This window comes from Desulfovibrio legallii, from assembly GCF_900102485.1.
Lineage (GTDB): Bacteria > Desulfobacterota > Desulfovibrionia > Desulfovibrionales > Desulfovibrionaceae > Desulfovibrio > Desulfovibrio legallii_A.
On record NZ_FNBX01000018.1, the window covers coordinates 15,541 to 37,240 of the forward strand.

The window sequence follows — 21,700 nt, forward strand, 5'->3', positions numbered from 1 at the left end:
CGTTATTCCAGAATTTCCAGCACCGTCCGCTTCTTGCACTTGGTGGAGGCCGCGCTCAGAATGGTGCGCATGGCGCGGGCCGTGCGTCCTTGCTTGCCGATGACCTTGCCCAGGTCTTCCTTGGCCACCTTCAGCTCCAGCACCGTGGTCTGCTCTCCTTCCACCTCGTTGACCTGCACCTCTTCGGGATGGTCCACCAGGGACCGGGCGATGTATTGGATGAGCTCTTTCATGGGTCTCCTCCCAAAGGGGGCCTGGGCCTGAAGGGGCAACCGCCCGCAACGGTGCGCCGCCCCAAAGGGAAGCGCCGCCGGGGCCGGAACGTGCTGTGCGGCAAAGCCCCGCGCCGTCACCAGGAAGGCGCGTTGCAACACGCTGCCCGTGCAGCCGAAAAAAACTTCCGGCTGCACGAACCGTTGCCGCCGCGGGCGGCGCACAGCGGCCCGGCGCGCAAAGCCGACGCCATCAGGCCATGTATTTTTTGATGAGGGCGCGCACGGTGTCCGTGGGTTCCGCGCCCCGGGCCAGCCATTCCTTGATCTGGTCCGCGTCCAGCTTCACGTCCACCGGGTTGGTCATGGGGTTGTAGTAACCAAGAAAAGCCAACGGGCGGCCATCACGGCGGGTTTCGTCCGTGGCGGCCACCACCCGGTAAAAGGGGTGCTTCTTGCTGCCGAGGCGGGTCAATTTCAACTTTACAGCCATGCGTCAAACTCCCTTGCTGGTAGTAATGTTAGCGTTGCGTCCGGGAAAGGGCAAGGGCGAAATGGCCCGGCGCATACAGGATGTCTGCCGCTCGCGGCGGCGCCCTTGCCGTGGGAAATTTGGTTTACTTTTTCTTGCGCTTGGGGCGTTCTTTTTTCTTGCGCTTTTTGGCGGCCTTGCCGGATCCGGAGCGCCCCGCGGGCAGGCCTTCCATACCGGGCATGCCCGGCATGCCCGGCACCCCCATGCCGGAAGGCATCCCGCCCATGCCGGCGGGCAGGTTCAGGCCCGGAGGCATGCCGCGCATCCGCGGCATGCGGGGCATGGCGGCCTTTTTGCCGCCCTTGCCGCCGCCCATCATGCCCTGCATCATCTTGCGCATCTGCTCAAACTGGCGCACCAGCTGGTTCACCTGGGCCACCGTGACGCCGGAGCCCCTGGCAATACGCGCCCGGCGGCTGCCGTTGAGCAGATCGGGGTTGCGGCGCTCGGCCATGGTCATGGAGCTGATGATGGCCTCGGTGCGGGCCAGCTCTTTTTCCGGCACGGCCCCGCCGGCCTGGGCCAGCTTTTCGCGCAGGCCGCCCAGCCCGGGAATGAGCTTGAGGATGCTGTCCAGCGAACCCAGCTTTTTGATGCGGCGCATCTGGGTGCGGAAATCTTCCAGATCAAAGCTGGCCTTTTGCATCTTGCGGGCCAGCTCTTCGGCTTCCTCGGCGTTGATGGCGCCCTGCGCCTTTTCCACCAGGGTAAGCACGTCGCCCATGCCCAGAATGCGCCCGGCAATGCGGTCGGGATGGAAAACCTCCATCTCCGAGAGCTTTTCGCCCATGCCCACAAACTTGACCGGCGCACCCGTCACCGCGTGGATGGAAAGGGCCGCGCCGCCGCGCGCGTCGCCGTCCATCTTGGTCAGCACCACGCCGGTAAGACCCAGGCGCTCGTTAAAGCTCTGGGCCACGGTCACGGCGTCCTGACCGGTCATGGCGTCGGCCACGAACAGAATTTCCTGCGGCTCCACGGCCGCCTTGATGGCCGCAAGCTCCTCCATGAGGGGCTCGTCCACATGCAGGCGGCCCGCCGTGTCCAGCAGCACCACGGTGGCCTGCTGCTCGCGCGCGGCCGCCACGGCCTCGCGGGCGATATCCACGGGGTTCATGGCCGTGGTGGAAGGATAGCAGGGCATGTCCAGCTGCCTGGCCAGCACAGTGAGCTGGTCAATGGCCGCCGGGCGGTAGACGTCCGCCGGGACCAGATAGGGGCGCAGCTTCTGCTTGCGCAGCAGGTTGGCGATTTTGCCCGCCGAGGTGGTTTTGCCCGAACCCTGCAGGCCCACCAGCATGATGACGGCGGGCTCCCTGCCCTGCAGACGCAGACCGGCGGTTTCGCCGCCCAGCAGGGCCACCAGCTCGTCGTGGACGATCTTGACTACCTGCTGCGCCGGGCTCACGCCCTTGAGCACTTCCTGCCCCAGGCATTTGTCGCGCACGCTTTCCACAAAGTCTTTGACGACCTTGAAGTTGACGTCCGCCTCCAGAAGGGCCAGCCGCACCTCGCGCAGGCCTGCCTGCACGTTTTCTTCGGTCAGCCGACCGTGCCCGCGAAAGTCGCGGAACACTCCGGAAAGTCTGTCGGAAAGGCTCTCAAACATAGCTACCTCTGCGCCGCATCCCCAAAGGGGCGAAGTGGTGATTCATAGGCTGTTTGCGCGCCCGCGTCAAGTGCGGCCGGCCGCGTTCCGCGCCCGCCTTTTCCCCGGGCCGCCCCACCCTGCTCGCGCCGCCCCCGCATTGACATGCGCCCCACAAGGGGATACCCTAATCGTCTATATTTTGGTTAGTTATTTCAGACCATTACGAGGCAGTCATGTTCACCAATCGCGGCAAGGCCCTGACCTTTGACGATATTCTGCTCATCCCCGGCTTTTCGGACGTCACTCCGGACGCCGTGGACATCACCACCTGGCTCACGCCTTCCATCCCCCTGCGCATTCCCCTGCTTTCCGCCGCCATGGATACCGTCACCGAGGCGGCCATGGCCATTTCCATGGCGCGCATGGGCGGCATCGGCATCATCCATAAGAATATGCCCATCTCCCGCCAGCGGCTGGAGGTGGAAAAGGTCAAGAAGAGCGAGAGCGGCATGATCCTCGACCCCGTGACCATCTCGCCCAACAACACGGTGCAGGAGGCCCTGGACCTCATGTCGGACTTCCGCGTTTCCGGCCTGCCCGTGGTGGAGGACAGCCGCCTGGTGGGCATCCTCACCAACCGCGACGTGCGCTTTGTGGAGGACGCCCAGGCCGTGCGCGTGGCTGAGGTCATGACCAGCGAAAATCTGGTCACCGTGCCCATGGGCACCTCGCTGGAGGAATCCAAGCGCCACCTGCACGAGCACCGCATCGAAAAACTCCTGGTGGTGGACGAGGGAGGCCGCCTGCGTGGGCTGATCACCATGAAGGATATCGATAAGGTGCAGAAATACCCCAATGCCTGCAAGGACGACAAGGGCCGCCTGCGCGTGGGGGCGGCCATCGGCATCGGGCGGGACAGCGAGGCCCGCGCCGAGCAGCTGCTGGAGGCCGGGGCCGACGTGCTGGTGCTGGATTCGGCCCACGGGCATTCGCTCAACGTGCTCAAGGCCATCCGCCAGGTCAAAACTTCCTTCCCCGCCTGCCAGCTGGTGGCCGGCAATGTGGCCACCTACGAAGGGGCCAAGGCCGTGCTGGAGGCCGGGGCGGATACGGTAAAGGTGGGCATTGGCCCCGGCTCCATCTGCACCACCCGCATTGTGGCGGGCGTGGGCGTGCCGCAGGTGACGGCCGTTATGGACGCCAGCCGCGCCGCGCGTGAAATGGGCCGCTGCTGCGTTGCGGACGGCGGCATCAAATTTTCCGGCGACATTGTCAAGGCCCTGGTGGTGGGCGCGCATTCGGTGATGATCGGCTCCCTCTTCGCCGGCACCGAGGAAAGCCCCGGCGAGACCATCCTCTATCAGGGCCGCACCTATAAGATCTACCGCGGCATGGGCTCCATCGACGCCATGAAGGAAGGCAGCTCCGACCGCTACTTCCAGGAAAAAAGCAAAAAACTCGTGCCTGAGGGCATTGTGGGCCGCGTGCCCTACCGCGGCCCGGTCATGGAGGCCATTTATCAGCTCATGGGCGGCCTGCGCTCCGGCATGGGCTATGTGGGCGCGCACAACCTGCGCGAGCTGCACGAGAACACCACCTTCTGCGAAATCTCCCCGGCGGGCCTGCGTGAAAGCCACGTCCACGACGTGGTCATCACCAAGGAGGCCCCCAACTACCGCATCGAAAACTAGGCCCGCGCCCCCTCCGCCAGGAGGGGGCCGCGCAACCTTTTGCCGCTTTCAGGGACGCGAACCATGCCCAGCAAGGTCATCATCATCGACTACGGCTCCCAGGTCACCCAGCTTATTGCCCGGCGCGTGCGCGAGGCAGGGGTGTATTCCGAAATCCACTCCTGCGTTACCAGCGCCGCGCAGGTGGCGGCCATGCAGCCCCAGGCCCTGATCCTTTCCGGCGGGCCCGCCAGCGTGGGCGAGGCCGACGCCCCGGCCCTGGACCCCGGCTTTCTGAATCTGGGCGTGCCCGTGCTGGGCATCTGCTACGGCATGCAGCTTCTGGCCAGACATCTGGGCGGGGAGCTGGCCCAATCCCTGACGCGCGAATACGGCCCGGCCGAGCTCGCCCTTACGGCCCCCTGCGCCCTGTGGGAGGGGGTGGAATCCCCCACCAGGGTCTGGATGAGCCACGGCGACCGCGTGCTCACCCCGCCGCCCGGCTTTGCCGTCACCGGGCGCACCCCCACCCTGGACGTGGCCGCCATGGCCGACGAACAGCGCCGCATCTACGCCGTGCAGTTCCACCCTGAGGTGCACCACAGCGTGGACGGCGAGCGCATGCTCCAGAATTTCCTTTTCAAAGTGGCGGGCATCGCCCCGGACTGGACCATGTCCTCCTTTGTGACGCGCTGCGTGGCCGACATGGCCGCCCAGGTGGGCGACCGCCATGTGGTCTGCGGCCTTTCGGGCGGCATAGACTCCACCGTGGTGGCCGTGCTGCTGCACAGGGCCATCGGCAAGCGCCTGCACTGCATCTTTGTGGATAACGGCCTGCTGCGCGAAGGCGAAGGCCAGGAGGTGGCGGACTGCCTCACCGAGCACTTTGACCTCAACCTCAACGTTGTGCAGGCCCAGGAGCGCTTCCTCTCCCGCCTCAAAGGCGTGGAAGATCCGGAGCAGAAGCGCAAAATCATCGGCCACACCTTTATAGAAATCTTTGACGAAGAAGCGGGCAAGCTGCCGCAGGTGGACTTTCTGGCCCAGGGCACGCTCTATCCGGACGTGATCGAATCCGTATCCCACAAGGGGCCCAGCGCCGTCATCAAGAGCCACCACAATGTGGGCGGCCTGCCGGAGACCATGCAGCTCAAGCTCATTGAGCCCTTGCGCGAGCTCTTTAAGGACGAGGTGCGCAAGGTGGCCGTAGAGCTGGGCCTGCCCGAAAGCGTGGTCTGGCGGCACCCCTTCCCCGGGCCGGGCCTGGCCATCCGCGTGCTGGGCGAGGTGAGCCCGGAGCGGCTGCACATTCTCCGCCAGGCGGACAAAATTGTGCTGGAGGAACTGCGCGCCTCCGGCTGGTACCGCAAGGTCTGGCAGGGCTTTGCCGTGCTGCTGCCGCTGCGCACCGTGGGCGTCATGGGCGACGGCCGCACCTATGAGCATGTGGTGGCCCTGCGCGTGGTGGACAGTGTGGACGCCATGACCGCCGACTGGGCCCGCCTGCCCCCGGAGCTTGTGGCGCGCATTTCCGGCCGCATCATCAATGAAGTCAAGGGCGTCAACCGCGTGGTCTACGACGTGTCCTCCAAACCGCCCAGCACCATCGAATGGGAGTAAGCCCATGTTCGGCATCGGCAGCACGGAACTTCTGGTCATCCTGGTGGTGGCCCTCATTGTGCTCGGGCCCAAGAGCCTGGCCAACGTCTCGCGCATGTTGGGCAAGGCCATGGGCGAATTTCGCCGGGTATCCACGGACTTTCAACGCACCCTTAATGCCGAGGCCGCAGCCGAGGAAGAGCAGCGTAAGGTAAAAGCCGCCAAGGCTCCGGCCGCCAAGGCCGCGACTGAAACCGCCGCTGCGGCAGCGCCCGCGGCCCCCGCTGCAGGCGGGGCCCCGCAGCCTGCGAGTGCGGCGAGCGCGACCATTGACGTGGCGCCGCCCCCGGCGGAATCGGCCGCGGCCACGCCTGTCGGCGCGCCGGAAGCCGGCGTGCCTGCGCCCCCGCCGGACAGCCCCCTGGCCGCAGCTCTGGCCCAGACCAGGGCCCAGGCTGCCGCAGCCGAGGGCCCTGCCGCAGCCGACCCCGCCGCCACAACCCAGACGCAGCCAGACGCGGCGCACGGCGGCAAGGCATGAGCGAGCAGAAGCCTTTTTCTCCCGACGCAACGGAACCGACGCCGACCGCTGCCCCCGGCGCGGGCGACGCGCCCGCGAGGCGGCCCGACGGCGAAGCCGGAGCGGCCGTTCCCGACGAGGCCGCAACGGCGGGAACTTCCTTCACGGGCCAGGAGGCGACCGCCCCTGCGCCACGCTTTGCCATGCCGGATTTTGTGGCCGCGGCCGCAGGCGGGCCCGCTGCGGAAGGCACTGCCCCGCGGCAGGAAGCCCCCGCGGCTTCTGCCGCCGCCGGGCCTGCCCTTGCCGCTGAAGCCGCGCAGGCCCCCACCGCCCCAGCAATCGCGGCGGATGCAGACGCGGCGGCCGTGACCGCCGCCGGGCAGCCCGCCTCTGCCGACGACTTTGCCGACGCCCTGGCCGTACCCCAATGGCAGCCGGACGCAGCGGAGCAAACGGCAACCGAAGCGGCGGACGCCGCCCCCCCCACAGAGGCAGCGGGCAATCCGCCCCCGCCGCCCAACGCCCCGCCCCCGGCCGAACTCACGGACGACAGCGGCCTGCCCGCCCCGCAAGAAGGGGAAAAACCCGGCGCGCCGGACGACACGCCCATGAGTCTGATGGACCACCTGGGCGAGCTGCGCGGGCGCCTGGTGCGCTGCTGCATTGCCGTGGGCCTGGGCTTTCTGGCCTGCTGGGCCGTGGTGGACCCCATTTTCAACGCTCTGGTGGATCCCTTGCTGGCCGTGCTGCCCAAGGGCTCCCACGCCATTTACACCACCCTGCCCGAAGGCTTTTTCACCCGCATGTACATCGCCTTTGTGGCCGGGGTGTTTGTATCCAGCCCGGTCATCTTCTATCAGGTCTGGTCCTTTATCGCGCCCGGCCTGTATGAGGAAGAAAAGCGCTACATCGTGCCCGTGGCCGTGATCTCCGCCCTGTTCTTCACCTGCGGCGGGGCGTTCTGCTACTTCATGGTCTTCCCTTACGCCTTCAGCTTCTTTGTGAGCTTCGCCACGGAAGAAATCGTGGCCATGCCCAAGGTCAGCGATTATCTGAGCTTCGTGCTCAAGCTCATCCTGGCTTTCGGGCTCATTTTTGAAATGCCGCTCTTTGCCCTCTTCCTGGCGCGCATGGGCATCATCACGGCCGCCATGATGCGCAAAGCGCGGCGCTACGCCATCCTCGGCATCTTCATTGTGGCGGCCATCCTCACCCCGCCGGACGTGGTTTCGCAACTGCTCATGGCCTGCCCCATGCTTATCCTCTATGAAATCAGCATCGGCGTAGCCGCCCTTTTTGGCCGCAAAAACGGCAAAAAGGCCGCCGCAGGCGCAGCCGCCGCCGGGGACGACAAAACCGGCCCGCAACCGGCTGGTCCGGAGCAGGCCGGCCAGAACCAGGGCGGCGAGGCACAGACGGAACAGGGGCAGCCCGACTTGGCCGCGCGGCCGGAAGGCGCGCAGCCTGACGCCGAAGCCCAAGCCAAACCCGCCGCCAAACCCACGGAGGACGCATGAACCAGCCCCAGCGCGTGGCCGAGCAATCTCGCGCCAGTGCGGAAACGGCCGTCAACCTGCGCCTGAACCTGGACGGCACGGGCGAGATCGCCGTAGACACCGGCTTCGGCCTCCTGGACCACATGCTCACCCTCACGGCTTTCTGGGCGGGCATGGACCTGCAGCTCCACTGCAAGGGCGACCTCAACGTGGATGCCCACCACACCGCCGAAGACGTGGGCCTGACCCTGGGCCGCGCCCTGCTGGAGGCCCTGGGCGACCGGGCCGGCATCGCCCGCGTGGGCTACGGCCGCGTGCCCATGGACGAGGCCCTGGCCGAAGTGACTGTGGATCTTTCCGGCCGCCCCTGGCTGGAGTGGCGCGGGGGCGAGCTCTTGCCCCCCGTGCTGGCGGGGGAAGAAAAAGACCTCTGGCGCGAATACTACAAGGCCCTGGCCAGCGCCGCCCGTTGCAACCTGCATGTGGAATTTCGCTACGGCCAGAACGGCCACCATTTGCTGGAGTCCGCCGCCAAGGGGCTGGGCCTTGCCCTGGCCCAGGCCGTGCGGCGGCACGGCACAACCGTCCGAAGCACCAAGGGAGGTCTTGACTGATGTCTGCCCCTACCCGTTCCTGGATTCTCCTGGCCCTCTGCCTGGCGTTGGCCCTCGGCGCCTGCAGCCGCCGCCCGCGCAGCACGGCCGAAGTGCCCCGCTCCCTTCCGGCGGCCTTTGCCGTCACGGTGGCGCCCTTTACCCAGCCCATCAACGCCAGCCAGCTCATTGTGGGGCGCATCCCTGAAAACCAGGGCCGCATCACGCCCGAGGATCTGGAGGCCCTCAACCTCCAGCTGCGCCATATCCTCACCGCAGAAAGCAAAAGGCAGTACGCCTTCATCACCGAGCAGGAACTGCCGGCGGACGTCACCACCTTCCACAGCTCGGAGCAGCCTCAGGCCCTGCCCCGCTGGATCGCCTACGGCAAGAAACGGGGCGTGCACTACCTGCTGGTGCCCCAGGTGCTGGACTGGCATCAGCGCGAAGGCTCCAAGGCCGGCGTGACCCGCGCCGCCCATGTGCGGGTGGAATTTTTCCTCCTGCGGGTGGCTGAAGGCGAGGTGGCCTCCCACTCCGTGTATGAAGAACAGCAGGTGGGCCTGGCGGACAACCTGCTCAACATGGGGGCCTTCATCCAGCGGCGCGGCCAGTGGGTCACGGCCGAGGCTCTGGCGGCCGAAGGCATGCGCAAGGCTGTGAAGGATATGGGTTTATGATCATTTTTCCCGCTGTGGACATCCAGAACGGCAAGGCCGTGCGCCTGCGGCGCGGCCGCGCCGAAGACAGCACGATTTTTGCCGAAGACCCCGCAGCCGCGGCCCGCTCCTGGCAGGAACGGGGCGCGCGCTGGCTGCATGTGGTGGACCTGGACGGCGCGTTTGACGGCGCAGCCAGCAGCCGCGCAGTGGTGGGCCGTATCTGCGCGGCCCTGACCATCCCCGTGCAGCTGGGCGGCGGCATCCGCGACCTGGAGACGGCCCGCGCCTACCTGGACGCGGGCGTAAGCCGCTGCATCATCGGCACCCTGGCCCTGGAGCAGCCGGAAACCTTCGCCGCCCTGTGCCGCGCTTTTCCCGGCCGGATAGGCGTTTCTCTGGATGCGGAAGGCGGACGCCTCAAAAGCCGGGGCTGGGTGGCGGACACGGGCCTTACCGTTGACGACGTGCTGCCCCGCCTGCAGGACGACGGCGCAGCCTTCATCATCTATACGGATATCGACCGCGACGGCATGCAGAGCGGCGTCAATCTGCCCGCTCTGGAGCATCTGGCCCAAACCGCGCAGGTGCCGGTCATCGCCGCCGGGGGCGTAGCCACCCTGACGGACGTGCAGCGCCTCTACCCCCTTACCCGCACTACCCGCCTGGCGGGGGCCGTGAGCGGCCGCGCCCTCTACGAGGGCACCCTCGACCTGGAAGAAGCCAACGCCTGGATCGCCGCGCAGGAAAAAGCGTAGAGCGCCGCGGCCCTGCAAAGCCCCGGCGGGCGCTAAAAGCCTTGCCATAGCTATCGAGAATTGTTATTGCTAAAACTCGCAAAGGCCAGCGCAGTTCAACCTTGAAATGCGCGGGCGGCCGCGCTCGCAGACGCCCGCCACAAAGGCGCAAGCACAGCTTTGCTGCGCGGCGAAGCGCCGGAGCGAGCGTCTCGCCCGCCTTGCGGGCAGACGTTCGCAAAGGCAACGGCCACCGGACTGCCGGGAAACTTACGCCGAGGAGGTCACCATGGCCCAGCTCAAGGATTTTGCGCTCTATGACATCGACTGGAACCTGACCCCGGAACACGCCGTGACCATGTATCTGGAATGGGGCAACAACGACTGGCATGCGGAATACCCACCCGTGCGCTCCAAGGACGACGTTTCCCATTATTTTGTGGTGGACAGCTGGCAAGACCCGCCCGTGGTGCGCCTGGTGCGGCGCAATTCCGAGCAGGCCGAGGATCTTATTGTCGTGCCCTTGCCGCAGAACCTGCTGGCGGATTTTTACCAGGCCCACGGTCATTGGCGCGGCGTCAGCGCGCCCACGCCCGCCGTCAAGGCCTGGCTCAGACACGAGCTGGGGCAGGAATAACGCGGCCTTCGCTCTGCGGCGCAGGGCGGCTGCCCGCGCGGCAGAAGCGCCGGAAACCGGACTAGCCAGAGCATTTCGCCCTTGAAACGCTCTGGCCTGCAACCGGTTCCGACGCTTTTTCTGTGTGCAAAAAGCCCTCTGGCGCGCAACGGCGCTGCGCGCCCACAGGTCCACGGCAGGCCCCGCCCGCTGTGGACCGCTATTTTTTTGCTGCCCGCGCGGCCATAACCTCGCGCTCGCGGGCGGCTTTTTCCGCCTCGGCGCGGCGCTGGCGCTTGATTTTTTCCAGCCGGACGCGCTGGGCCTTTTCGCGCTGTTCCCTGGCCTGTTCCAGCAGTTTTTCCCGCTTGCGGTCAAAGGTCAGGGTGGTGCGCAGGGCGGCCACGCCCAGGGCAATAACGCTGACAATAAGGATAAGCACCTTCTGGATGGACCACTGGTCCGCGCCCAAGATTCGTTTGAGCCAGCCCAGGCCCAGGGCGTCGCCCCAGAAGACCACCACGGGCACGCCGATAAAGCAGAGCAGCAGGCCCACGGCCTCCACCCAGATGAAAGTGCGGGCCATGGTCAGGCCAAAAAGGGTGCCGTCCCGCACCATGCGCAGGGTTTGCAGGCGCTTGCGCAGCTCGCGCAGCAGCTCCGCCAGGCGTGGGGTTTCGGCCTGCACGCGCTTGAAGGATTCCGCCTCGCGAAAGTTGCAGGCAAAGGCGCGGTTGATGACGCCCGCAGCCGCGTTGAACTCCCGGCTGAAGTCGCGCAGGGCCGTGGGGAAGGGGAACCAGGAGGCCTCGTCGCGGATCTCCTGCAGAATGTCCAGGTAGTATTTGTAGCGGTTGCGCAGGTCTTCCACCTGCTGCTCAATGGCCGCGTCCAGTTCTTTTTCCAACGTGGGGCGATCTTCCACGACCTTAAGAAAGGCCAGATAGTTGCTGACGTTGGAAAGGGCCTCCAGCTTGCCCAGGCTCTCGCCCAGCTGGAGCTGCACGGGATGGTCGGCGGGGAACCAGGCGTCCAGGCGGGCGCGCAGATCGTTGATGCAGACGCGCTCGGCCTCGGCCTTTTTGCGGGCCTCCTCCCACAGGTCGTAGAGGGCGGAAAGGATGAGCAGACGGCCGCGCTCCAGGGCGGGGTCGATAAGCACGCGGTTGAAGTAGGCCGGTTCTTCCCGCACCAGCTTGACGATCTGATCCAGCACCGGCTCGGTAAAGCCCATTTTGACCTTGCAGACAATGCCCCGGTATTTGGCCTCGCGCCATTGGGGCATAACCCGCCACACCTGGGCATACTGCTCAATGGCGGAGCCGAACTGCCCCTGCTCCTCGGCCAGCCGGGCCTGCAGAAATTCGTTCCAGGTCTGCAGGGCCGGGGAAGGGGTCAGGGCCGCCGCCTCCCGAAAGCTGTCCAAGGCGCGCCCTGGCTCGCCCCGCTCCACCTGGGCAAAGGCCAGCACCATGCGCAGGCGCGGGTCGCGCTGGTGGCGGGCAATGGTCTGGACGATCCGTTTTTCCAGGTCGCCCAGACCTTCGGGCGCGGTGCTGGCCAGGGCGTCCAGCAGTGCCCAGGCCGGGCTGTCGTCCCGGGCGGGGGTTTCCCCTTCCAGGTCCGGGTCGTGGCTGCGGTAGAGCCAGCGCCGGGGCACATTACGCAGCTGGCAGGCGCCGTTGAGGTCCAGCACGGCCTCCAGCACCGTGGCCGCCGGGTCGCCCCCGGCAAGCAGCGCGGCGTAGGCCGCCACGCCCTTCGCCGCCAAGCCCTGTTCAATCTGCCGAAAGCCCTCGTTGACGGCTTCCAGATCCATTTCCGCCAGCCTGTCCCAGACCGCGGGGCGGCTGGGCGGGCTGGTCCGCGTGGGGCATTGGGCGGCCTCGTGGCTGTGCACGCCGCAGTAGAAGCAGCCCACGCCGTTGCCTGCGGTGAGCTGCCCTGGCATGAGCAGGGGGATGGAGCGGCCGCTGAGACTGTTTTCGTCCAGCAGCACGTTGCACCAGTTGTCCACAGACATCTGCTCGCCCGTGTAGCGCAGATCCTGCACCGTAAAGCCCTCGCCCAGCAGATAGGCATTGCGGTAGCTCAGGTAGGGAAAATCGGGCATGAGGTTATCCCATTGCAGGCCGATTTTCTTGGGCAGGTCGATATTAAAATTGAGATTGTTGCGGTCCGCCACCACGCAGACGCAAGGCCAGTAACCCCCTTCGCTGTGTTCCTTGTCAAAGCTGTGCAGATAATCGCGCAGAAAAGTGCGCAGCATGAGCAGGTTTTCCAGCGCCAGCATGACAAAGGTTTCGTGGACGATGGACTTGATCTTGAGGTGCTGCAGCAGGGTCTCCAGCCTTTTGAACATGGCGCTCCAGCCGCTCTGAAAGGCTTTGTCCACCGGGCTGCCCAAGGGGTGGAGAATGGCGAACCAGGATTGGGTGGAGGCGTAAGGCATGCGCACGTCCACCACCATGCCGGACCAGTCAGCGGCGGCCATGCCCTGACGGGCGGCGTGGCGCTCAAAGCTGATGCCCGGCAGGGTGTTTTTGCCTTCCCGGCTTTTGGGGTGCACCCAAACGTCCAGCTTGTCCGTGACCAGCATTTCCTGGTTCTGCAGGGCCGCGTCCAGCAGCACGTTGGCCTCTTGCCGCCGGCCCAGCTGCAGCCGCCCCGGCATGAGCTCAATGCCCGCCGAAAGCTCGTTGAAATTGCCCCAGACCTGCAGCCGCGCCAAGGCCAGAAAGACGTCGTCGGTAAAAAAGAACCACAGGGCCTGTTCCGAGGCCGCGCCCACCTGCATGCCGCCGTAGTTGAGCAGGGTCTGCCCCACGGCCGGGGCGAGCTCCCCCTGCCAGCAGACCCAGAGCACATGACCCATGGCGCTCATGCGCACTTCCCGGCATTCCGGCAGACGGGCCAATAATTGCGATAACTGCGCCATGCACACTATCCTTTGAAAACCGACCGAAAAAGGTTAGGATGCGGCTCCGCAATCAGGCTCCCGGCGCGGCCCCCCGTGCCGTTGGCCGCAACCCAGGCGGTAGCCATGGATATAAACAAAACGCTGCAGGAACTCAAAGCCCGCCCCGGCTTTGCCGAGCATGTGGGCATGATGCTGGTGCACAACGGCGTGGTGCGCGCCTGGTCGCGCAAGGACCACAGCCCCGTAACCAAAGTGCGCGTCACCCCGGACAGGGCCAGAATAACCGCCATCTGCCAGGAAATGGCGCAACGCCCCGGCATCTTCGCCATCCTGGCCGAAAGCGCCGAGGGCCTGCTGCGCCCCGGAGACGACCTGCTCTTTCTGGTGGTGGCCGGCGACATCCGCGAACACGTCAAGGCCACCTTTGCCGAGCTGCTGGACAGAGTCAAAGCCGAGGCCGTCATCAAACAGGAATATGGCCAGGACTGACCGCCGCCCTTCCTCCACGGGGGAAACGCGGGACGCGCCGGGGCAGACGCCCCTGCCGGTCTTATCGGCCGGCGGGCGCGGAACTTGACGGCGCTTCCAGCAGGGCGCGGGCGTAGTCCGCGCCGTTGAAGGGGCGCAGATCTTCCAGCTTTTCGCCCAGGCCCACATAGGTGATGGGCAAATGGTGCTGCATGGCCACGGCAATGGCCACGCCGCCCTTGGCCGTGCCGTCCAGCTTGGTCAGAATAAGCTCGTCCACCCCGGCGGCTTCCTTAAAGAGCTTGACCTGGGAAAGGGCGTTCTGCCCCGTGGTGGCGTCAATGACCAGAATGCTGCGGTGCGGCGCGCCGGGATGCTTCTTGCCCAGCACCTGGCGAATCTTGGAGAGCTCCTCCATCAGATTGACCTTGGTTTGCAGGCGGCCCGCCGTATCCACAAAAAGCACGTCCACCCCTTCCTTCACGGCGCGTTCCACGGCCTCGTAGGCCACAGCCGCGGGGTCCGACCCCGCCTGGCGGGCGTGGAACAGCGCCCCCACCCGCTCGGCCCAGACCTGCAGCTGCTCTATGGCCGCAGCGCGGAAGGTGTCCGCCGCGGCGATCATGACCTTTTTGCCCTGCATGCGCGCCCGATAGGCCAGCTTGGCGATGGTAGTGGTTTTGCCCACGCCGTTGACGCCGATCATGAGCACCACTTCAGGCGGATTGACGGCCGCAATGCGCCGGGGTGCGCGGAAAATGTCCTCCAGCTCGGCCTTGAGCAGCTCGCGCACGCCTTCCGATTGGGTGACCTTTTCTTTGCGGGCGCGCTCCTTAAGGCGCTCCACCAGCTCCAGCGCGGGCTCGTAACCCAGGTCGGCCATAATAAAGAGCTCTTCCAGCTCTTCCCAGAAGGCTTCGTTGAGCTCGCCGTGCCCGGCAAAGAGCGTATCCAGCCCACGGGCCAGCTGCTCCCGCGTGCGGCTGAGCCCTTCGCTGATCTTCAGGAACAGGCGGCTGCGTTCGTCCTCCTCGTCCTCCAGGTCCAGGGCCAGGGCCAGGCGGTACTGGAGCTCGGAGCGGAATTCCTCCACCAGCCTGTAGTCCATGCGGGCGAGCCAGTCCTGAAAATCCCGCACAAAGGCCTGAGCTTCGGCCTCAGGCGCGTCCAGGGCCCGCAACAGAAAAAACAGCCGCCGCCACAGCGCGTCTCCGGCTTCTTCCACGCCCTCCAGCACAATGCCCAGCCAGACGGAAAGGCGCGGCGCGGCCGCGCGCAGGCGCAGGGTCAGGGCGGCCTCTTCCTCCGTGGGCGCTGCGGGGGCCGCGGTCTGCACCCCGCCACTTTCAGGCGCGCCCGTGGGGGCCGCGCCCCCAGCGCTGGGTTTTGCCGCAGCGGATTTTTCCTGGGCGCGTTCGTCCGGCATGGCCGGTGCAGCTTCTGTGACCGCATCAGGGGACGCATCCGGAGCCGCGTCCGGGGTCGCCGCCGGGGCTGCGCCCTCCGGCCCGTTGCCGAATATTTTTTTGATGGCGCTGAAAAATCCCATACCGCTCTCCCTCTATAGCTGCGCGCGGGGCCGCGCCCCGGCGTCTGGATTTATACGTCCGTCTTGTCCGCAGGCCTCGCGGCTACAGGCTGGCTGGCGGCCGCAGCCGCACTTTCTGCAGGGCCGTTCAGGGTCGCCAGCACATCTTCCAAAGCGTGCAGGCACTGCTCCACCGCCAGGGCCGGGGCCGCGCAGTCCGGATCGTTGAGCGCCGCCTGCATGGCGGCGGCCGCCGCGGCCAGGCGCTCCGCACCCACGGCCGGAGCCGCCTTTTCCAGCACCTGCCCCAGCCGGCAGAGACCCGCCGCGTCCCCCTCCTCAAACAGGCGGCCCAACAGGGACGGCGCGTGGGCAAAGGTCTGGCCGAACAGCGCGGCCGTCACCCGCCAGGCTTCGGGCCTGCGCCGGGCAAAGGCCCGCCCCAGGGCCGGGCTGATCACGGCCCCGGCGCTCAGGGCGTCGTCTGCGGCCGCAGCGGCCGAGCGGTCCGCTTCAGGCGCGGCCGTCCCCGCAAGGCTCTCTGCGGCCGCAGCCGCGGCAGGCTCCTGCGCGGCTGTCGCTCCGACCACGCCCATAAGGGCATCCCCACGGTTCCGCCGCACCAGGCCGCGCAGGCGATCCAGATCGCCCCACTGCCAGAGCAGCAGCGCAAGCACGCCCGTGGCAAACAGGGCCGTGAGCGCAAAGCGCCAGACCTCCCGCCGGGCCTTCTGGGCCAGATCCTCGTCGCTCACCCGGGGCGAAAGGTACACTTCCACGGAGCCCACCACCCGGCCTTCCATCTTCAAGGGATTCATGCCCTGCACGCTGTCTTCGGTAATTTCGTCGTCCCAGGGCACGGGTTCCCACTGGTAGTTGCGGCGCTGACCTTCCAGCATGCCCCGCGCGGTCTGCACCTTGATGGCGTAGATGGATTCGTCCTCCATGGCGGCCATGACAATGGTGCGGGCGGTAAGCTCGTCCAGCTCCCAGGCGGGCAGGGAAAGCAGGGCCGCCAGCTGGGCCGCCATGCGGCCCGCATCGCCGCTCAGGCGGTTGGCGGTCTCCTCCTTGTCGGCATTGATGTTCCAGACGCCCAGAAGCAGAAACAAAAGCAGACCCGCGCCCCAAATGATCAGGGCCAGTCGGCGTCGTCTGACGGCAAAAATGTGGCGCATGGCAGTCACCGCCGGGGGGACGGCCCCCCGCATTTCCTTGAATTATAAATGCGCCCGCTCGCGCACCCGCGCGCACAGGGCAAGCATGTCTCCATCCCGCAGGGCCAGCAGACACAAGGCCCAGGCCGTCACGCCGCCGGCCACGGACAAGGACAGGGCCAAAGCCAGGGCTGGACCCGCCGCCGAAGACCAAACCTCCGCGGCCAGCATCAGCGCCCGCGCCGCCAGGCCCGCGGCCAGGGCGGCCAGCCCCTGTCGCAGCAGCGCTGCCCCGCCGGGCAGGCAGGCGGCCAGACCGACCGACGCCCCGCCGCGTTGCAGAGCTCCAACCAGCGTGCGCAGCAGCAGGCCTGTCTGTACCCAGAGCCCCGCGCCCGCAGCCAGGGGCGGCGCAAGAGCGGGGGCCAGGGGCAACAGCCCGGCGTCGCAACTATGTACCAGCGCGGCCCCCACCGCAAGGGTGGCCGCCACGGCGGCCAGGGCGCTCAGGGCCGTGCGGCGCTCTTCGCCCAGGGCGTTGCAGGCCGCCAGCAGAGAGCGATTGCAGGCCAGGGCCGGCAGCCCGGGCAGGGAGGCGGCCAGCGCCAGCCAGGTGGCCTGCGCGGCCGCCGCGTCAAACGCGCCGTGGCAGAACAGGCCCCGCACCAGGGGCGCGCCCACGGCCCACAGCCCGGCGGTGGCGGGCAGACTGAGCAGCAGGGTCAGGCGCAGGGCCGTGCCCAGGGCCGCCGCAAAATCCGCATAGCGCCCTTCCGCCGCCAAAAGGCTCAGGGCGGGCAGGCTGGCCGTGCCCAGGCACACGCCCACCAGGCCCAGGGGCAGCTCCAGCAGGCGCTCCGCATAATACAGGCTCGCCACCAGGCCCGGCGTCAGGCTTGAGGCCAGGGCCGCCGCCGCCAGCAGGCAGAGCTGCGGCGCGCAGGCCCCCGCCAGCCCGGCGGGCGTGCCGGAAAGGCAGCGCCAGGCCATCCGGCCCGGCCGCACAGCGGCCTGAGAAGCGTGCGCGCCAGTCTGAAAAGCAGACGCTCCGGCCTGACGCCCGCGCACGGCGCGCCGCGCGCCCCACCAGAGCAGACCCCACTGGACCAGGCCCGCGCAGCTCATGCCCAGGGCAAAGGCCGGGCCCGGCGGCAGGGCCCCCAATGCGGCGGCCCCGGCAAAGGCCAGCGCCGTCGCGTTAAACAGCACGGGCGAAAGCCCCGGCAGCCGAAAAAGCCCCAGGCTGTGCAGCAGGGCCGTGCCCAGGGCCGCCATGCCCGCGGCCAGCCCGTAGGGCAGGCACAGGCGCAGCAAAAAGACCGCCCGCTCCCGTTCCGGCCCGGCAAAGCCCGGCGCGAGGCCCGCCATTATCCAGGGCGCGGCCGCCACGGCCAGCAGGGTCAGCAGGGTCAGCGGCAGGCCCAGCCGCACGGCCAGGGCGCGGCCCACCTGCCCAAGGCAGACCCGGCCCGCCGCCGTATCCGGGCGGCACTGCCGCACCAGGGCCGCCGTGAGGCTCATGGAAAGGGAACCTTCCCCCAGCAGACGGCGCAAAATGTGCGGCAGCCGCAGGGCGGCGGCCAGGGCGTCCGCCGCGGGCCCGCTGCCCGCAAGCCAGGCCATGCTCATATCCCGGAGCAGCCCCAGCAGGCGCGAGGCCAGGGCATAGCCGCCCAGCCGGGCCGCCGTGCGGGCCAGGCCCGTCGGCGGGGCCGCGGCCGCCGCCAAAGGCTGTGGATATTCCGTCACAAGCCGCTCCGTGCTGTCCTTCACGGGGCCTCCCCGCGCCAGAAACGTGTGCCCGCCCCTTGGCAACCGCGTCGCTCAGGGCGCGCCTCTGCCGCTGAACTCCCAAGGCCGGAGCTCAGGGCCAGGCCTCAGGGCCGGTGCGGATCGGGCTCCATTTTCCAGGCGGCCACGGCCGCGCGCACCAGGCGGTCGCGCTCTTCCGGCAGCGCCTTGAAATCCTCGGCAAAAACGTGGATGCGGGTGCCGCCGCGCGGGGCGAACAGCCCTTTGACCCGGCACCAGCAAGGGTCCATGAGGGCGCGCAGATCGTCCAGCACCGTATTGGTGATGGTTTCCATAAACGACTGATGGTTGCGGAAGGCGAACATATAGAGCTTGAAGCTCTTGGATTCCACGCAACGCTGGTCCGGGATGTATTCCACCGTGATGGTCCCGCTGTCGGGCTGGCCGGTCACGGGGCAGAGCGAAGTAAATTCCGGAAAGGTGAAGCTGACCACATAGGGGCGCTGCGGAAAACAATTGGGAAAGGACTCCAGCAAAGCGACGCTGGGGCCGCCTTCCGGGGCGTGCAGGCGACCGGAACCGAGGATTTTGAGCTCCCCGGTGCGGTCCTGGCTGCGGCTGGTCATGGGCAAACTCCTTACGCTGATCGTACCGCGCCCCACGGCGCGGCCGCACGCCGCCTGCAATGCACGGCGCGTTCCCACCCTTGTAACCCATCGCGCTTGCGGCTACAATGTGGGAATACGTCCGTCGCGGCGCGCCCCCTGACGCCGCCTCCGCAGTTGAGGAACACGCATGAACATCCGTCTGCACATCCACGCCTGCGCGCCGGGGCAGTGTCTGCCCCTGCTGCCGCCCGCCGCCCTGGATGCGGCCTGTTGCCCCGGCCACGGCCTGCTGGCCCCGGAACCCTGGGCCTTGCCCCGGCTGGACGTGGGCACAAGCCTCCACGGGGCCTGCGGCACGCCGCTTTTCCAAATTACAGGCCGCATCTGGCTGCCCACGCCGCCCACGGGCGAAAGCCTCCCTGCCGCCCACTGCCCGCTGCTCACGGCCCTGGCCGACCTGCCCGCAGGCCCGCTGGAGCTCGCCCCCCGCAAGGAGGGCCTGAGCCTGGCCTGGGTGACCCTTTCGGACAAAGGCTCGCGCGGGCAGCGCGAAGATCTGAGCGGCCCGGCCATTGCCGCCGCCGTGGGCGCGGCCCTGCCCCTCTGCCACTGCCAGGGCTTTCTGCTGCCGGACGAACCGGCGGAGCTGCGCGCCCTGCTCACGGATCTGGCCCTGAACCAGGGCTACGACCTCATCTGCACCACCGGGGGCACCGGGCTTTCCCCGCGCGACGTCACCCCGCAGGTCACGGCGGCCCTGCTGGACGTGCCCCTGCCGGGCTTTACCCAGGCCATGCTGGCCGCCAGCCTGGCCAAAACGCCCCACGCCGTCATCTCGCGCGCGGCCGCGGGCGTGCTGGGCCGCAGCATTGTCGTCAACCTGCCGGGCAGCCGCAAGGCCGTGGTCGAAAACCTGGCCGCCGTGCTGCCCGCCCTGCCCCATGCCCTGGCCAAACTGCGCGGAGACCCCGCCGACTGCGGCGGATAACCCCCAATCCCCCGCGCCGCCGCGCCAACCGTTGCGGCACTACCCAGCGCCCCCACTGCGTCAAGGAGAACCCAGCATGCGCCTTCTGCCGTCATCCGGCTTCACTCTGTCCACCCCTTTCGGCCAGTTCGGCGACATCTGCCGCATGGTCAAGATAGAGCATTCCGTCTTCGCCCTGCCCTACGCCTGGGCCGGGGCCTTCCTGGCGGCCAAAGGCCTGCCCTCCGCGCGCGCGCTCATCTTTCTGACCCTGGCCATGGTGGCGGCGCGCTCCTTTGCCATGGCCTTCAACCGCCTGGCGGATCTGCCCTTTGACCGGGACAACCCCCGCACCTGCGACCGCCCCCTGGTCACCGGCGTCATCAGCACCCGGCAGACCTGGGCCTTCATCGCGCTCATGGCCCTGATCTTCATTGCCTGCTGCGCGGCGCTCAACACGGTCTGCCTGTGGCTCTCCATCCCCGCCCTGCTCTTTGCCGCGGCCTACAGCCTGCTCAAGCGCTTTACCCCCCTTTGCCACTTCTGGCTGGGGGCCACCCTGGGCCTGGCCCCCCTGGCGGGCTGGCTCTCCGTAAACCCCGCCGCCCTGGGCCTGCCTGCCATCCTGCTCTTTTTTGCCGTCACCTTCTGGGTGGCCGCCTTCGACATCTACTACGCCTTTCAGGATCTGGAATTCGACCAGGCCTTCGATCTTCACTCCGCGCCCGCCGACTACGGCCCGGATGCGGCCCTGCTGCTGGCGGCCTTCGCCCACACCATGACGGCCATCTTCCTGCTGCTTACGGGCTGCGCCGCCGGGCTTGCCTGGCCCTGGTACGTCCTCTGGGCCGGCATTGTCGTTCTGCTCTTCGTGGAGCACCGCCTCATGCGGCCCCAGGACCTGCGCTATGTGAACACGGCCTTCTTTACCCTCAACGGCATTATCTCGCCCGTGGTGCTGGCCGGCGTGCTGCTGGGCATCTATATGTAACAAAAACGCGCGGCCCCGCCTGGGGAAGGAGGACAACATGGAGCAGGCCCTGCGCATCTGCCCCCTCTTCGGCGGCATGACGCCGGAGGAAGCCCGCCGCTGCCTCGCCTGCAGCGGGGCCGCCATTACCGCCCACGCCAAAGGCAGCCTTATTTTCGGCGAAACGGACCCGCCCGCCCGCCTGTACGTCCTGCTGGAAGGCGCAGTGAGCGTCTGCCGCGAATCCGCCCAGGGGCGGCGGGCGGTCATGGCCCACATCGACCAGCCGGGCGACCTCTTCGGCGAGGTCTACGTCTTCCTGGGCCAGGCCAGCTACGGCTGCAGCGTGCTGGCCGAAAGCCCGGCCCGCGTGCTGGGCATCCCCGGCCGCTTCTTTTACGCCACCTGCGAAAAAGGCTGCACCGTACACGCCCGCATGATCCGCAACATGCTGGGCATCTTCGCCCACAAGGCCCTCTCCCTCACCCGGCGGGTGGCCCTGCTCTCCTCCGGCAGCCTGCGCCGCAAACTGGCCGGGCTCCTTCTGGAACGCCGCCGCCCAGACGGCAGCCCCATTCCCGGCATGAACCGCGAACAGATGGCCGAATTTCTGGGCGTGACCCGCCCCTCCCTCTCCCGCGAGCTGGCCGCCATGCGCGACGAAGGCCTCCTGGAACTGCACGGCAGGCACATCCGCCTGCCCGACCCCGCCGCCCTGCGCCGCCTCTGCGAATACCCGGAGTAGCGTAGTTTTACGGAAAAATCAGTGGGGGGAAGGGGGGACTTTTGTGAACAAAAGTCCCCCCTTCCCCCCACACCCCCCATCCCCTTCAAAAAACGTTACCCTGCACAGCTGCCGCAGCAGGCGTACCCTGACCATGAGTACCCCGTGCGCTGCCATTCCGGCAGGCTTTCCCCGGCGGTTGCGAGCGGCGTAAAAGGGCGCGGTCGCGTGCACGGCGCAGCCCAAACGCAACAGAAACGCCGCCGTACCCGCAGGGCAAACCAGCCGCCGGTCTGGGCACTGCCTGCGGCCAGGCTCCCGGAACCACGACAATCCGCACCAAAAACTTTTTTCACATTTTTCGCCTCCCGTAAC

General features: G+C 67.6%; 19 protein-coding genes and 1 pseudogene. 12 read left to right on the forward strand and 8 right to left on the reverse strand.

The genetic code is table 11. From position 1 onward, the window contains the following. Positions 1–2: 2 nt before the first annotated feature. The 3 genes from BLS55_RS09960 to ffh form a co-directional block, all read right to left on the reverse strand. Positions 3–233 carry a KH domain-containing protein gene (locus BLS55_RS09960; protein WP_092154800.1) on the reverse strand — a complete coding sequence of 77 codons (231 nt, stop codon included), beginning with the start codon at positions 231–233 and terminating at the stop codon, positions 3–5. 232 nt (positions 234–465) lie between these two features. Then, positions 466–705 carry a 30S ribosomal protein S16 gene (rpsP, locus tag BLS55_RS09965; RefSeq protein WP_092154802.1) on the reverse strand — a complete coding sequence of 80 codons (240 nt, stop codon included), beginning with the start codon at positions 703–705 and terminating at the stop codon, positions 466–468. 124 nt (positions 706–829) lie between these two features. Further along, the gene (gene ffh / locus BLS55_RS09970; protein ID WP_092154804.1) at positions 830–2,356 is read right to left on the reverse strand and encodes a signal recognition particle protein; all 1,527 of its coding nucleotides are present in this window, start codon (positions 2,354–2,356) and stop codon (positions 830–832) included. Between the two features lie 215 nt (positions 2,357–2,571). On the opposite strand from ffh, the gene guaB reads away from it, so the two are divergent. The 8 genes and pseudogenes from guaB (at position 2,572) to BLS55_RS10010 (ending at position 10,252) form a co-directional block, all read left to right on the forward strand. Further along, positions 2,572–4,029 (forward strand): IMP dehydrogenase, encoded by a 1,458-nt coding sequence (guaB, locus tag BLS55_RS09975; protein ID WP_092154806.1) that lies wholly within the window; start codon positions 2,572–2,574, stop codon positions 4,027–4,029. Between the two features lie 63 nt (positions 4,030–4,092). After that, positions 4,093–5,628, forward strand: a complete 1,536-nt coding sequence (gene guaA, locus BLS55_RS09980) for a glutamine-hydrolyzing GMP synthase (RefSeq protein ID WP_092154808.1) — start codon at positions 4,093–4,095, stop codon at positions 5,626–5,628. A gap of 4 nt (positions 5,629–5,632) precedes the next feature. Beyond that, a complete protein-coding gene (gene tatB / locus BLS55_RS09985; RefSeq protein ID WP_092154810.1) occupies positions 5,633–6,148 on the forward strand; it encodes a Sec-independent protein translocase protein TatB in 516 nt (171 codons plus the stop codon). Between the two features lie 590 nt (positions 6,149–6,738). Further along, a pseudogene (gene tatC, locus BLS55_RS12440) lies at positions 6,739–7,497 on the forward strand (twin-arginine translocase subunit TatC); the annotation flags it as partial. A gap of 146 nt (positions 7,498–7,643) precedes the next feature. Further along, complete coding sequence (locus BLS55_RS09995) at positions 7,644–8,240, forward strand: imidazoleglycerol-phosphate dehydratase (RefSeq protein WP_092154812.1); 597 nt, start codon at positions 7,644–7,646, stop codon at positions 8,238–8,240. Then, the gene (locus BLS55_RS10000) at positions 8,240–8,899 is read left to right on the forward strand and encodes a hypothetical protein (protein WP_092154814.1); all 660 of its coding nucleotides are present in this window, start codon (positions 8,240–8,242) and stop codon (positions 8,897–8,899) included. Before BLS55_RS09995 ends, BLS55_RS10000 begins: the two co-directional genes overlap by 1 nt. Next, complete coding sequence (hisA, locus tag BLS55_RS10005; protein ID WP_092154816.1) at positions 8,896–9,636, forward strand: 1-(5-phosphoribosyl)-5-[(5-phosphoribosylamino)methylideneamino]imidazole-4-carboxamide isomerase; 741 nt, start codon at positions 8,896–8,898, stop codon at positions 9,634–9,636. Before BLS55_RS10000 ends, hisA begins: the two co-directional genes overlap by 4 nt. Positions 9,637–9,904: 268 nt before the next feature. After that, positions 9,905–10,252, forward strand: a complete 348-nt coding sequence (locus BLS55_RS10010) for a DVU0772 family protein (protein WP_092154818.1) — start codon at positions 9,905–9,907, stop codon at positions 10,250–10,252. Between the two features lie 199 nt (positions 10,253–10,451). Here BLS55_RS10010 and BLS55_RS10015 read toward each other — a convergent pair whose 3' ends face one another. Beyond that, positions 10,452–13,169 (reverse strand): atrophin-1 family protein, encoded by a 2,718-nt coding sequence (locus tag BLS55_RS10015; RefSeq protein ID WP_092154821.1) that lies wholly within the window; start codon positions 13,167–13,169, stop codon positions 10,452–10,454. Positions 13,170–13,274: 105 nt separating this feature from the next. Between BLS55_RS10015 and BLS55_RS10020 the strand changes: the two genes are divergently transcribed. Beyond that, complete coding sequence (locus tag BLS55_RS10020; RefSeq protein WP_092154823.1) at positions 13,275–13,640, forward strand: molybdenum cofactor biosynthesis protein MoaE; 366 nt, start codon at positions 13,275–13,277, stop codon at positions 13,638–13,640. A gap of 61 nt (positions 13,641–13,701) precedes the next feature. Here BLS55_RS10020 and ftsY read toward each other — a convergent pair whose 3' ends face one another. The 4 genes from ftsY to queF form a co-directional block, all read right to left on the reverse strand. Beyond that, positions 13,702–15,168 carry a signal recognition particle-docking protein FtsY gene (gene ftsY, locus BLS55_RS10025; protein WP_092154824.1) on the reverse strand — a complete coding sequence of 489 codons (1,467 nt, stop codon included), beginning with the start codon at positions 15,166–15,168 and terminating at the stop codon, positions 13,702–13,704. 50 nt (positions 15,169–15,218) lie between these two features. Further along, positions 15,219–16,325, reverse strand: coding sequence for a hypothetical protein (locus tag BLS55_RS10030; protein WP_180365447.1), 1,107 nt, complete (start codon positions 16,323–16,325; stop codon positions 15,219–15,221). 42 nt (positions 16,326–16,367) lie between these two features. Next, complete coding sequence (locus BLS55_RS10035; RefSeq protein WP_257243212.1) at positions 16,368–18,077, reverse strand: lipid II flippase MurJ; 1,710 nt, start codon at positions 18,075–18,077, stop codon at positions 16,368–16,370. A 104-nt stretch (positions 18,078–18,181) separates the two neighbouring features. Continuing rightward, a complete protein-coding gene (gene queF / locus BLS55_RS10040; RefSeq protein ID WP_092154826.1) occupies positions 18,182–18,682 on the reverse strand; it encodes a preQ(1) synthase in 501 nt (166 codons plus the stop codon). Positions 18,683–18,851: 169 nt separating this feature from the next. On the opposite strand from queF, the gene BLS55_RS10045 reads away from it, so the two are divergent. The 3 genes from BLS55_RS10045 (at position 18,852) to BLS55_RS10055 (ending at position 21,346) form a co-directional block, all read left to right on the forward strand. Beyond that, positions 18,852–19,652: a MogA/MoaB family molybdenum cofactor biosynthesis protein gene (locus BLS55_RS10045; RefSeq protein WP_092154828.1), complete on the forward strand. Its 801-nt coding sequence runs from the start codon at positions 18,852–18,854 to the stop codon at positions 19,650–19,652. Between the two features lie 76 nt (positions 19,653–19,728). Then, positions 19,729–20,622 (forward strand): UbiA-like polyprenyltransferase, encoded by an 894-nt coding sequence (locus BLS55_RS10050; protein ID WP_092154829.1) that lies wholly within the window; start codon positions 19,729–19,731, stop codon positions 20,620–20,622. A 37-nt stretch (positions 20,623–20,659) separates the two neighbouring features. Further along, positions 20,660–21,346 (forward strand): Crp/Fnr family transcriptional regulator, encoded by a 687-nt coding sequence (locus tag BLS55_RS10055; protein WP_092154831.1) that lies wholly within the window; start codon positions 20,660–20,662, stop codon positions 21,344–21,346. Positions 21,347–21,700: the final 354 nt, after the last annotated feature.